General features: G+C 44.9%; 10 protein-coding genes. All 10 read left to right on the top strand.

Annotated elements, in window-relative coordinates:
• The first annotated feature begins 338 nt into the window (after window positions 1-338).
• The 10 genes from Q1A70_RS01305 (at window position 339) to Q1A70_RS01260 (ending at window position 12,462) form a co-directional block, all read left to right on the top strand.
• A complete protein-coding gene (locus Q1A70_RS01305; RefSeq protein ID WP_299686218.1) occupies window positions 339-1,475 on the top strand; it encodes a flagellin in 1,137 nt (378 codons plus the stop codon).
• A gap of 627 nt (window positions 1,476-2,102) precedes the next feature.
• Window positions 2,103-3,236 (top strand): flagellin, encoded by a 1,134-nt coding sequence (locus Q1A70_RS01300; protein ID WP_299686216.1) that lies wholly within the window; start codon window positions 2,103-2,105, stop codon window positions 3,234-3,236.
• A 415-nt stretch (window positions 3,237-3,651) separates the two neighbouring features.
• Window positions 3,652-4,782 carry a flagellin gene (locus Q1A70_RS01295; protein ID WP_299686214.1) on the top strand — a complete coding sequence of 377 codons (1,131 nt, stop codon included), beginning with the start codon at window positions 3,652-3,654 and terminating at the stop codon, window positions 4,780-4,782.
• Window positions 4,783-4,865: 83 nt separating this feature from the next.
• Window positions 4,866-5,291, top strand: coding sequence for a flagellar protein FlaG (flaG, locus tag Q1A70_RS01290; RefSeq protein ID WP_299686212.1), 426 nt, complete (start codon window positions 4,866-4,868; stop codon window positions 5,289-5,291).
• A 22-nt stretch (window positions 5,292-5,313) separates the two neighbouring features.
• Complete coding sequence (gene fliD / locus Q1A70_RS01285; protein ID WP_299686210.1) at window positions 5,314-7,365, top strand: flagellar filament capping protein FliD; 2,052 nt, start codon at window positions 5,314-5,316, stop codon at window positions 7,363-7,365.
• A gap of 3 nt (window positions 7,366-7,368) precedes the next feature.
• Window positions 7,369-7,674 (top strand): flagellar protein FliT, encoded by a 306-nt coding sequence (locus Q1A70_RS01280; protein WP_299686208.1) that lies wholly within the window; start codon window positions 7,369-7,371, stop codon window positions 7,672-7,674.
• 12 nt (window positions 7,675-7,686) lie between these two features.
• Complete coding sequence (fliS, locus tag Q1A70_RS01275; RefSeq protein WP_299686206.1) at window positions 7,687-8,097, top strand: flagellar export chaperone FliS; 411 nt, start codon at window positions 7,687-7,689, stop codon at window positions 8,095-8,097.
• A 227-nt stretch (window positions 8,098-8,324) separates the two neighbouring features.
• Window positions 8,325-9,791, top strand: coding sequence for a sigma-54 dependent transcriptional regulator (locus Q1A70_RS01270; RefSeq protein ID WP_299686204.1), 1,467 nt, complete (start codon window positions 8,325-8,327; stop codon window positions 9,789-9,791).
• 187 nt (window positions 9,792-9,978) lie between these two features.
• A complete protein-coding gene (locus Q1A70_RS01265; RefSeq protein ID WP_299686202.1) occupies window positions 9,979-11,022 on the top strand; it encodes an ATP-binding protein in 1,044 nt (347 codons plus the stop codon).
• A 30-nt stretch (window positions 11,023-11,052) separates the two neighbouring features.
• Complete coding sequence (locus Q1A70_RS01260) at window positions 11,053-12,462, top strand: sigma-54 dependent transcriptional regulator (protein ID WP_299686200.1); 1,410 nt, start codon at window positions 11,053-11,055, stop codon at window positions 12,460-12,462.
• Window positions 12,463-12,486: the final 24 nt, after the last annotated feature.

Genomic DNA, 12,486 nt, shown 5'->3' with positions numbered 1-12,486 from the left:
TGATGCCACGGTTTGCCGGTTTTTTGTACGAAGCATGATGCTTCTGCAATAGCGGCAAAAAAAACGGCAATTAGAAATATGAATGCTTTTCATCTTCTGATGTAGAAAGTTGTGACTGCAATGAATTTGTTTTAAGTGTTTGATTTTTAATTCATTTAAATATTACCCACATTAAGCAAAACTTGGCATATAACTTGTATCTATATTGGTTATCAATGATTAATACAGAGCATAAACCTCATCGAAGGTTTATCGAGTAATACACGGTCAGTGCTTATCCATATGAGAGTAAAGCTGGCCGCTTTGCAGAAAGTTTGCGAACTCATAAGGAGAGCAAAATGGCTATCACTGTAAGCACTAACGTATCGGCGATGACGGCGCAGCGTTACCTGAATAAATCATCCAATGACTTAGCGACTTCGATGGAGCGTTTGTCATCGGGTCACAAGATCAATAGCGCAAAAGATGATGCAGCGGGCCTGCAAATCTCGAATCGCTTAACGGCACAATCTCGTGGTCTTGATGTGGCAATGCGTAACGCCAATGATGGTATTTCGATTGCTCAAACTGCTGAAGGCGCGATGAACGAATCAACCAACGTATTACAACGTATGCGTGACTTGGCAATTCAATCATCCAACGGCACTAACTCGCCAGCAGAACGTACAGCACTCAACGAAGAGTCTTCAGCGCTTCAAGATGAGCTTAACCGTATCGCGGAAACAACCTCTTTTGGTGGTCGTCGTCTATTGAACGGTTCATTTGGTGAAGCGTCATTCCAGATCGGTGCAAGTTCTGGTGAAGCGATGATCATGGGATTAACAAGCATTCGTGCTGATGATTTCCGTATGGGTGGTACCACGTTCGATTCTGAAAACGCCAAAGGTAAGGACTGGAGCGTGCCACCGACAGCGAGCGATCTTAAGTTTGAATTCAGAACCAAATCGGGTGAAGACATTGTTCTCGATATCAATACTAAAGCCGGTGACGATATCGAAGAGTTAGCGACCTACATTAATGGTCAGTCTGATTATTTGAATGCGTCGGTTACGGATGATGGCCGCTTACAATTATTCGTGGCGGAACCGGATCTTGAAGGCGCGATGTCGATCTCTGGTGGTCTAGCTTCTGAGCTCGGCATTAAGAGTGAAGGCCGTGCTACATCGGTTCAAGATATCAGTTTAACGAGTGTTGCTGGCTCACAAAATGCTATCAGTGTGATTGATTCTGCACTGAAGTATGTCGATTCACAACGTGCTGATCTGGGTGCAAAACAGAACCGTCTCAGCCACAGCATTAATAACTTGGCCAACGTTCAAGAGAACGTAGACGCTTCAAACAGCCGAATCAAAGACACGGACTTTGCGAAAGAGACGACGCAAATGACCAAGTCACAAATTCTGCAACAGGCAGGTACTTCAATACTTGCTCAAGCAAAACAGTTGCCTAACTCTGCGATGTCACTATTGCAATAGTTATTGGTTGAACTTGCTGTTCGTGTTCAGACGTGAGCCATGCAGTAAGGAAAACTGGCAAGCATGCTTACTATTGAGTGTTTAGCTCTCTCATCTCTCACCTGCTATCCATTTTTACAGTAAGAGTGCAACGGCAAGTCGGAAATGTGTTCATTTCTCAATGATCTCCACACAGGCTCTGACGCGTCAACTAGCCCCGGTTCTCTCAAAGGAAAAGGGGCTTTTTCCTTTCTGCTCGTTTTCTTTGTTCTGCTTGTTAACTTGTTACTTTCCTCTTATTTTACTCCATAAGCCTAGAATCCATCAATCCATGCTGTGATAAGTGGTCGCATGAAATATAACTCAGATTGATACGTTGATAGATTGCTGATTTCCATACGTTGAGTCGCTAAAATGGTGTTTGGTGTGTTTTTGAACATTTTTAGATTGTTTGTTGATTGTTATTCTAGAAAGTTTTCAATATTAATTTGTTGATAAATAACAACTTAATTTTTTTTTTTGGTTTTTTGAAAAGTTTTTCTAAAGCTTCTGATTTTCGCGCCGTTATTAAAAGCAACTTTGAGAAACTATTTGGTTTTCCGAGACGTCGGAAACCGCTATACCGGAAAATCAATTGGAGAAATCACCATGGCAGTGACTGTAAATACCAACGTTTCAGCGATGACAGCGCAACGTTACCTAAACAACGCAAACAACGCACAGCAAACATCAATGGAGCGTCTTGCTTCTGGCTCAAAAATCAACAGCGCAAAAGATGACGCTGCGGGCCTACAAATCTCTAACCGTTTGAACGTGCAAAGCCGTGGCCTAGACGTTGCAGTACGTAACGCGAACGACGGTATCTCTATTGCACAAACAGCGGAAGGTGCAATGAATGAGACAACTAACATCCTGCAACGTATGCGTGATTTGTCTCTACAATCTTCAAACGGCTCAAACTCAAAATCTGAGCGTGTCGCGATTCAAGAAGAAGTGGGCGCGCTGAACAACGAATTAAACCGTATTGCAGAAACGACCTCTTTTGGTGGTAACAAACTGATTAACGGCACTTACGGTACTCAATCTTTCCAAATCGGTGCGGATAGCGGTGAAGCGGTGATGCTTCAGCTTAAAGACATGCGTTCTGATAACGCTCAGATGGGGGGTAAAAGCTACCAAACTGACAGTGCGAAAGACAAAGACTGGAATGTCCAAGTGGGTGCAAACGACCTGAAAATGTCGTTCAATGACAATTTCGGTCAAGCTCAAGAGATTGACATCAGCGCAAAAGCGGGTGATGACATCGAAGAGTTGGCAACCTACATCAACGGACAACAAGATTCTGTTAAGGCCTCTGTCACTGAAGATGGCAGGCTGCAAATGTTTGCGGGCAACAATAAAGTTGAAGGTGAAGTGACATTTTCAGGTAGCCTAGCTGGTGAACTTGGTATGCAACCAGGTAAAGATGTAACGGTTGATACGATTGATGTAACTTCTGTTGGCGGCGCACAAGAGTCGGTTGCCATTATCGATGCAGCGCTTAAGTACGTTGACAGCCACCGTGCTGAACTAGGCGCTTTCCAAAACCGTTTCGACCACGCTATCAGCAACTTAGATAACATCAACGAGAACGTGAATGCTTCCAAGAGCCGTATTAAAGATACCGATTTCGCGAAAGAAACGACTCAGATGACGAAATCTCAGATCCTTTCTCAAGCTTCTAGCTCGATCCTGGCTCAAGCGAAGCAAGCACCGAACTCGGCACTTAGCCTACTTGGTTAATCGATTGATAGGCCACGTTGACCAAATGAGTGAACGTTAGGCCTCCACAATTAGCTCGTGGTGAGAGATGAGCGCTAAACAAACTCAGCTTCGGCTGGGTTTTTTATTGCCTGCGATTTAGTGAAGTGGAGAATTTGGGACAGTAGTAAAGATGAAAAGCGAGGGTAGGAAACTTTAGCAAATGTTGTTCTATTTATTGACGTTTGATCACATTTTTCCTTGTTGTTGAAAATAATACGAAAAAATGCACATTTTTTATTAAAGCTTCTAATTAAGACGCCGTTAAAGGGATTGAGAGAAATGATATGTACCAATGTAAGGTGAGAGAGACAGTGGTATGTAAACAAATTGATATGTATTTATATGAGGTGAGAGTCATATAGGTGCATTAGATAATGCCTAAAGGAGATCAACTATGGCGATTAATGTAAGCACGAATGTGTCTGCAATGACGGCTCAGCGCTACCTAAATAGTGCGGCTGAAGGTACTCAAAAATCGATGGAGCGTTTGTCTTCTGGCTATAAAATTAATAGCGCAAGAGATGATGCTGCCGGTCTACAAATCTCTAACCGCTTAACCTCGCAAAGCCGTGGTTTAGATATGGCGGTAAAAAATGCGAATGACGGTATCTCTATTGCACAAACCGCTGAAGGTGCAATGAATGAGTCGACCAATATTCTGCAACGTATGCGTGACCTTTCTCTACAATCTTCAAACGGTTCAAACAGCAAATCTGAGCGTGTTGCGATCCAAGAAGAAGTCTCTGCTCTAAACACAGAGCTTAACCGTATTGCTGAAACAACCTCTTTTGGTGGTAACAAGCTTCTTAACGGCACTTACGGTAGTCAATCTTTCCAAATCGGTGCCGACTCTGGTGAAGCCGTTATGCTGTCCATGGGCAATATGCGTACTGATACCACTGAGATGGGCGGCAAGAGCTACGGTGTAGAACAAGGTCAAGATGCATCTTGGCGAGTGAGTGCTGGCTCAGACTTAACTATCAAATACAACGACAAATTTGGTGAAGCACAAGAGTTAGCTATTTCAGCGAAAGAAGGCAACGATATTGAAGAGCTTGCCACTTACATCAACGGTCAAAGTGAAGACGTTAAAGCATCTGTTGGCGAAGGCGGTAAACTGCAACTTTTCGCTTCAAACCAAAAGGTTGAAGGTGATGTTGAATTTGGTGGCAGCCTTGCAAGCGAGCTAGGTATCGGTGCTGGTAAAGACGTGACGGTTAATGATATCGATGTCACTTCTGTTGCTGGTGCAAACGAAGCGGTATCTATCATTGATGGCGCGCTAAAATCGGTTGATAGCCAACGTGCGTCGCTAGGTGCTTTCCAAAACCGTTTTGATCACGCAATCAGCAACTTAGATAACATCAACGAGAACGTTAATGCCTCTAAGAGCCGTATCAAAGATACCGATTACGCGAAAGAAACAACGGCAATGACGAAGTCTCAAATCCTGCAACAGGCGAGTACTTCTATCCTAGCTCAAGCGAAGCAATCACCGTCAGCTGCTTTAAGCTTATTGGGCTAAACTTACCTCGGTGTAAGTAGCGGTAAGCTCTACTTAAGGTAGAGTTTTACTGCTTAGCCCAAAAAGGAGGGAGGGAGAGTGTTATGGAAATACCATCCAACGCATCGAACATCCAGCCTTATGGCTCACCCAATGGCATTAAATTTGCAAGCGATGAAGGTAGTAGTGCGTCGAGTGTTTCACGACTAAAAGAAACAACATCCTATGGCAAGGTTGAGAAATCGAAAGAGGACGCTACCGAGGCGGCGATTCAATTAGCTCAAGATCGAAAAGAGTTAAATGATGAAGAGCGAGTCAAGATGGTAGAGAAGGTAAACGAGTTTATCTCCTCTCTCAATAAAGGGGTTGCCTTCAAGGTCGATGAAGAGTCGGGGAGGGATGTGGTCACTATTTATGAAACCACTACCGGTGATATTATTCGCCAAATACCCGACGAAGAAATGCTTGAAATTCTAAGACGCCTAGCAGCCCAAACCTCTAATAGTGGAATATTGGAGGCAAAGGTTTAAGTCGTATTATTGAGGTGGTTTAATGAGTTTTGGCCCAATGGGGATTTCGTCTGGCATGGATATCAATTCCATGGTCAGCAAAATTGTTGATTCGGAGCGCGTGCCTAAACAGCAGCGGATCGACAATGAACGAACGCGAATCGACACCAGCATTAGTGCCTATGGAAGACTCAGAGAATCTCTCGATTCGATGAAAAGCCTGATGACAAACTTTCGTCAGGAAAAAGCTTTTGCTGTGCGAACAGTGGAAAGTACCGATGAAGGCCTTGTTTCTGCAACCGCGACTACCGAAGCGATCGCGGGTAAATACGCCATCGATGTGTTGCAGCTTGCCCAGAGCCATAAAGTGGCTTCTGATGTGCTATCAGAGGACATGAAATTTGGCCCAGGTAAGCTGCAGGTTTCACTCGGTGATAACCGCTTTGATATACAAGTTAGCGATAGATCGAAACTTATCGATGTTGTTCGCAGCATTAACGGTGCAAATAATAACCCTGGCGTTCGAGCATCTATTATTAATGATGTCGAAGGCCCGCGGCTTATTGTTGCCTCCAATCAGTCAGGTGCTGATCAGCAGATCAGTATCAATGTTGAATCTGATGCGTCGAATCCTCTAAAGAAACTCGAATACAAAACTCTTGAAGAGCGTGTTAAAGCGCTAGAGAAAGCGCGCGCTTCTGCTCAAGAGATCCTTTCTAAGCCCGCACCCGGGCAAGATGTAGCACCCTTAGCCATCCCTAGTGAAGAGCAAGCACCGCAAGTCGATGCCGACGGCAAACCTATTCCGCAACAAAGCACTGAAGCCGATGAGGGTGACGTAAGTGGAGATGACCTAGATGGGGATGATCTAGAGGCAAGCAATAGTGATAGCCTTAGCTACGGCGAACAAGCTGCCGCTGATGGTCAGGCTGCTTTAGACGCCGCTCAAGCGGAAAATTCCGTCATGCCTGAAGATAGGATCCCAGGTTGGACCGAAACGGCTTCAGGCACACTGTTAGATTCCTACCACAACCCAGAACTCGAACTCGATGAAGAAGCGATAGCAAAGGCACCAGATGTACCGGGTTGGTCAAATACCGCATCGGGTACTCTGACCGATTCATACGTGACACCAAAAGAAGCTCAGCAAAAGCTAGAGGCTGAACAAGCGCGTATCGAAGAGAAAACCGCAAAAGACAAGGCCGAGCTAGCAGAGAAAGTACAAAAAGGTGAGCTGACGGCTGAGCAAGCGAAAGACATTGAGCGCGCTAAACTCACGCCAGAAGAGCGAGAGTATTTGGAGGGCGTTGATAAAGCACAAGCCGACCTTGTTCTCGCACAGCAGTCTTTTGACAGCTACAGCGGCATGGTTGAGGTCCAATCAGGGCAAGATTCAATGGTGGTTTTGGACGGTGTCGCTCAGCTCTCTAGCAATAATAATGTGATTGAAGATGCTGTTGAAGGTATTGATATTACAGTGAAAGGTGAAACGCCAAAAGATAAACCACCAGCCGAAATTGGCGTTGAGTACGACCGTAATAGTGTACGTCAAGATATTGAAGCCTTTGTTAACTCCTATAATCAGTTTTACCAAGTTTCTAAAAGTTTAGCGGGCGTGGATCCTACCACAGGACAAAAAGGGCCGCTTTCTGGTGACAGCACGGTACGTAATGCCGACTCGCGATTGAAAGGTGTGTTTTCATCAAGTGTTGAAGGTGCGCCTGATAACCTAAAGTCTTTGACTGAATTTGGTATTACCACCACCAGACAAGGCTCGTTAGAAATCAACTACGACATGCTTGATCGTCAACTTAATAATAATTTTGATAAGTTGGGTGAGTTCTTTGGCGGTAATAAAGGATTTGCTAAAAAAGTGGAAGATGCCATTCAAGGCATTACCGGTATTACCGGTTCCATCCGTACCCGGGAAAAGAGTTTAGTTGAACAAAATTATCGTTTGTTTGATGACCAAAGTGCGCTTGATCGGCGCATGGATAGCTTAGAGAGCCGCACCCACTCTAAGTTTACCGCAATGCAAGATGCGACCAGCAAGATGCAATCTCAACTGGGCAGTATGATGAATGCGTTGGGTTAGTAGATGAACAGTCAACTTAAAGAGCTTTGTGAACTGGATCAACTAATTACCTCTAAGCTTGAATTTAGTGAAATAAATGCTGAAGAAATCGCTCAGCTTGTCGATAACAGAGAACAGTTGTTGAATAACGTGCTTCAAATAATCGATTCACATCCTGACGTTAAGCAAAGTTCCGAGTGGTTTGAAGCTATTTCGAGAACAAGAAAATTGGTCGAATTGATGCAGTCGGAAACGGGTCGAGTAGCCAAACATTTACATAAATACCGACATGGTGCCAAGTCAGTTCAACAATACAAAAAGTTTTTATAGAAGAGGTTTACGATGCGCGGTTCTTTACAGGCATATAAAAAGGTATCAGTGGATAGTCAGCTAACGGCTGCCTCACCGCATAAAATTGTGCAAATGTTAATGGCGGGTGCAATAGAGCGTTTGATTCAAGGCAAAGCTGCGATGCAAGCGGGCAACATTCCGGCGAAAGGTGAGCGCCTTGGTAAGGCTCTAGATATCATTATTAGTTTACGTAGTTGCCTCTCTATGGACGATGGCGGTGATATCGCTAAAAACCTAGATCAACTTTATGAGTTCATGATCACGCAAATTTCTGCGGCAAATCACAAAAATGATCCACAGCCTATTGATGATGTTATTGATATTATTCGCGAAATTAAGAGCGCTTGGGACCAAATTCCGAACGAATATCACAATTTAACCGCTGCAGAGGTCGGAATTTAAAGCAATTTCGAACTTTCAACCAAGTTCACATTGGGAAATTGGTTGGTTGCCTTATTTTTTTAATCAAATAAAATAGAAGCCATTAGTTAGCCTAATGGCTTTTTTCGTTGCTGATTTCATTAATTTGTCCACGTAAACCATAATCATAGATAGTGTCTCTGTTTTTTGGCTTACGTCGCTCACCATTTTTCCGCATCGCACCAAAATAAAGGCAATAATTCCTACTTATGCAAGGTTTGGCAAAACTGCTAGTCGTCGACGATAACGCGCAAGATCGTCACAATTTAAGCACAATATTAGAGTTTGTAGGAGAGAGCTGCGAAGTTGTAAGCTCTGAACAAGCGCGTAAAGTAGACTGGTCACTTCAGTGGGCAGGCTGCATTATTGGCTCAATTAAGGGTAAAGGCTTTAATGCTTTGCTCAATGATAAGCTTGCTCACGCGAATCATATCCCGTTACTGGTTATTGGGAAAAACAACCCTGCTGTTGAAGAGCTGACGCACTTTGTGGGTGAGCTAGAGTTCCCTCTTAACTATCCTCAATTAAGCGATGCACTAAGGCATTGCAAAGACTTCTTAGGTCGTAAAGGCGTTCAAGTTGCCTCTTCAGAGCGTAAGAATACGCTGTTTCGTAGCCTCGTTGGGCAAAGTGCTGGTATTCAAGAAGTTCGTCATTTGATTGAACAAGTCTCTTCAACGGAAGCTAACGTACTGATTCTTGGTGAATCAGGTACCGGTAAAGAAGTCGTCGCGCGTAATATTCACTATCACTCTAAGCGTCGCAATGGGCCTTTCGTCCCCGTGAACTGCGGTGCTATTCCTCCTGATTTACTCGAAAGTGAATTGTTTGGCCATGAGAAAGGGGCATTTACCGGAGCGATTACCGCACGTAAAGGCCGCTTTGAATTGGCAGAAGGTGGCACCCTGTTTCTTGATGAAATTGGCGATATGCCGATGGCGATGCAAGTGAAGTTGCTGCGAGTACTGCAAGAGCGATGCTTTGAACGTGTGGGCGGCAACAGCACCATTCGAGCTAACGTTCGGGTGATTGCAGCAACACACCGCAACCTTGAAGACATGATCGACGATGAGGCGTTCCGTGAAGATCTTTACTATCGCCTAAACGTATTCCCGATTGAAATGCCAGCGCTTCAAGAACGCAACGAAGATATACCGCTGTTGCTTCAAGAGCTGATGACCCGAATGGAAGCGGAAGGCGGTATGCCTATCTGTTTTACGGCACGAGCTATCAATTCGTTGATGGAGCATTCATGGCCGGGTAATGTCCGTGAACTCGCCAACTTAGTTGAGCGAATGGTGATCCTATATCCAAATAGCTTGGTTGATGTAAACCATCTTCCAACCAAGTATCGATACAGTGATATCCCTGAGTTTCAGCCTGAGTTTAATAGCTTTGCCTCAGAAGAAGAGCAAGAGCGCGATGCTCTTACGGACCTGTTCTCAGAAGATTTCAGTTTTGATTTACAAGATGATATGGCTGACAACGTCAACGCACCTCAAGAGTTACCACCAGAAGGGGTTAACCTGAAAGAGCTGCTGGCGGATATGGAAGTGAATATGATCAATCAAGCATTAGAAGCGCAAAGCGGAATCGTTGCGCGCGCCGCTGATATGTTGGGGATGCGTAGGACTACGTTAGTCGAGAAAATGCGCAAATATAACCTTCAGCGCTAGTCATCGGTTGAAGCTTAATCACTATTCAATTTTGGCTCGGCTGGTTAATCGAAGTGACGATTAAATTCAATGTATAGAGAAGATATAGTCGAGTTGTTGCTTGCTTAACTATGTGATAAAAATATTAAATAGCCTGGCTCGTGTTGTACGTGTCAGGCTGTTTTAGTATTTGAGGCAAATTATTGACATGCACCTATCTAACGAACCAGAAAATCAATCACACCTAGATTCTGTTGAGCAACAGGTTGAGCGTTACAAGCAAGTACTCGATGTGATGCCAGCAGGGGTCATCTTGTTAGATACACATGGTGAAGTGAGAGAAGCCAACCCTGAAGCACACCGCATTCTCGGGGTCGAGTTGGTTGGTGAGAAGTGGTTTTCAGTGATTCAAAGTGCTTTCGATCCAAAAGACGACGATGGGCACGAGATCTCATTGAAAAATGGACGAAAAGTACGCTTAGCGATCTCTGCGTCTACCACTGGCCAACTGATTTTGATCACCGACCTCACCGAGACGCGCTTGCTGCAGTCTCGTGTTAGTGATCTACAGCGCTTATCTTCACTCGGCAGAATGGTCGCTTCGTTGGCGCATCAGGTTCGTACCCCACTCTCTAGCGCCATGCTGTATGCCTCCAACCTTGCCGCGCCAAACTTACCGCCGGCAACAAAAACACGATTTCAATCTAAGCTTATGGACAGGCTTCATGACTTAGAGAAACAAGTTAACGATATGCTGTTGTTTGCTAAAGGTGGCGACAATAAAGTGGTCAAGCCATTTACCGTGTCTGAGTTGATCACAGAATTCCAACCTATGGTTGAAGCGGCATTAAAATCCAATAAGATTGATTATTGTCAGGAAGTCGAGGGCGCCGAAACACCAATGTTTGGTAATGCCAATGCCATTGCCTCAGCCTTAAGTAATCTGGTTTTGAATGCGGTACAAATTGCAGGAAAGGAATCGCAAATCGATGTTTTCTTTCGGCCAGTCAACGGCGAGCTTAAGATCTCGGTACAAGACAGCGGCCCCGGCGTAGCGAAAGAGCTTCAAGGTAAAATTATGGAACCCTTCTTTACTACTCGCTCACAAGGTACAGGTCTTGGCTTAGCAGTTGTGCAAATGGTGTGTCGAGCACATGAAGGCAGGCTGGAATTGATATCAGAAGAGGGCGACGGTGCATGCTTTACCATGTGTTTACCGCTCGAAAGAGCCGCTTCTTCTAAAGATAAATAAGTTTTAACGGAATTTACACTGGAGAACCCTATGGCTCAAAGCAAAGTGTTAATCGTCGAAGATGATGAAGGTCTACGCGAAGCCCTTGTTGATACTCTCGCTCTTGCGGGCTATGAATGGCTGGAAGCCGATTGTGCAGAAGATGCGTTGGTTAAATTAAAGTCTAACGATGTTGATATTGTGGTCTCTGACGTTCAGATGGCGGGTATGGGCGGTTTGGCGCTGTTAAGAAACATCAAGCTACATTGGCCAAATTTACCGGTATTGTTGATGACAGCGTATGCTAACATTGAAGATGCCGTCGCGGCAATGAAAGAGGGCGCTATCGACTACATGGCAAAGCCATTTGCACCAGAAGTGCTGCTCAATATGGTCAGCCGTTACGCGCCGGTCAAGTCAGACGATAATGGTGACGCCATCGTTGCCGATGAAAAAAGTATCAAGTTAATGATGCTAGCTGACAAAGTCGCCAAAACCGACGCTAATGTGATGGTGCTGGGGCCAAGTGGCTCGGGCAAAGAAGTGATGTCTCGCTACATTCATAACGCTTCCAACCGTAAAGATGGGCCGTTTGTTGCGATTAACTGTGCCGCTATCCCTGACAATATGCTTGAAGCCACGCTGTTTGGTTATGAAAAAGGCGCATTTACTGGCGCGATACAAGCTTGCCCGGGCAAATTTGAGCAAGCGCAAGGCGGAACTATTTTGTTGGATGAGATCAGTGAAATGGATCTTAGCCTGCAAGCCAAATTACTGCGCGTGTTACAAGAGCGTGAGGTCGAGCGTTTAGGCAGCCGCAAAAGCATCAAGTTGGATATTCGGGTATTGGCGACCAGTAACCGCGACCTCAAACAGTATGTTGCTGAGGGGAATTTCCGTGAAGATTTATATTACAGGCTGAATGTTTTCCCAATTTCTTGGCCAGCACTTTGTGAGCGTAAGGGCGATATTGAGCCTTTAGCCAAGCATCTAGTTGAGCGCCACTGTACTAAGCTTGGCATGCCGGTTCCTACTCTGTCTACGCAAGCCATTGCGAAACTCGTCCATTATCCGTGGCCAGGGAATGTTCGCGAATTAGACAATGTAGTACAGCGTGCGTTAATCTTAAGCGAACAAGATATGATCTCTGGTGAGCATATCTTGCTTGAAGGCGTCGATTGGCAGGATGCCAGTGGCCTTCAGCAGCTGGTTGAGGACAATGATGTAGCCACGCCAGAAATCAAACCTATTGCTGAAACGAGTACAGTCAATAAAGTGCCAGTGAGCAGTGAAGGGCTGGGTAATGAACTGAGAGATCAAGAGTACGCGATCATTCTTGAAACCTTAGTCGCGTGTAATGGTCGCCGTAAAGATATGGCAGAAAAACTCGGCATTAGTCCGCGCACTTTGCGTTATAAGCTAGCAAAAATGCGTGATGCTGGAATCGATATCCCAAACTGAGGCTAGATTCGCAGTGTCAGATTT

The organism is uncultured Vibrio sp., assembly GCF_947488985.1.
Classification (GTDB): Bacteria; Pseudomonadota; Gammaproteobacteria; order Enterobacterales; family Vibrionaceae; genus Vibrio.
The sequence above is the reverse complement of the archived record's forward strand: the minus strand, read 5'-3'. Positions and strand labels throughout refer to the sequence as shown.

Excerpts from the sequence above, each read along its gene's own strand:
- Q1A70_RS01300 (WP_299686216.1), top strand. The coding sequence starts at position 2,103 with ATGGCAGTGACTGTAAATACCAACGTTTCAGCGATGACAGCGCAACGT.
- Q1A70_RS01280 (WP_299686208.1), top strand. The coding sequence starts at position 7,369 with ATGAACAGTCAACTTAAAGAGCTTTGTGAACTGGATCAACTAATTACC.
- Q1A70_RS01260 (WP_299686200.1), top strand. The coding sequence starts at position 11,053 with ATGGCTCAAAGCAAAGTGTTAATCGTCGAAGATGATGAAGGTCTACGC.
- Q1A70_RS01295 (WP_299686214.1), top strand. The coding sequence starts at position 3,652 with ATGGCGATTAATGTAAGCACGAATGTGTCTGCAATGACGGCTCAGCGC.
- fliS (WP_299686206.1), top strand. The coding sequence starts at position 7,687 with ATGCGCGGTTCTTTACAGGCATATAAAAAGGTATCAGTGGATAGTCAG.
- Q1A70_RS01305 (WP_299686218.1), top strand. The coding sequence starts at position 339 with ATGGCTATCACTGTAAGCACTAACGTATCGGCGATGACGGCGCAGCGT.
- fliD (WP_299686210.1), top strand. The coding sequence starts at position 5,314 with ATGAGTTTTGGCCCAATGGGGATTTCGTCTGGCATGGATATCAATTCC.
- flaG (WP_299686212.1), top strand. The coding sequence starts at position 4,866 with ATGGAAATACCATCCAACGCATCGAACATCCAGCCTTATGGCTCACCC.
- Q1A70_RS01270 (WP_299686204.1), top strand. The coding sequence starts at position 8,325 with ATGCAAGGTTTGGCAAAACTGCTAGTCGTCGACGATAACGCGCAAGAT.
- Q1A70_RS01265 (WP_299686202.1), top strand. The coding sequence starts at position 9,979 with ATGCACCTATCTAACGAACCAGAAAATCAATCACACCTAGATTCTGTT.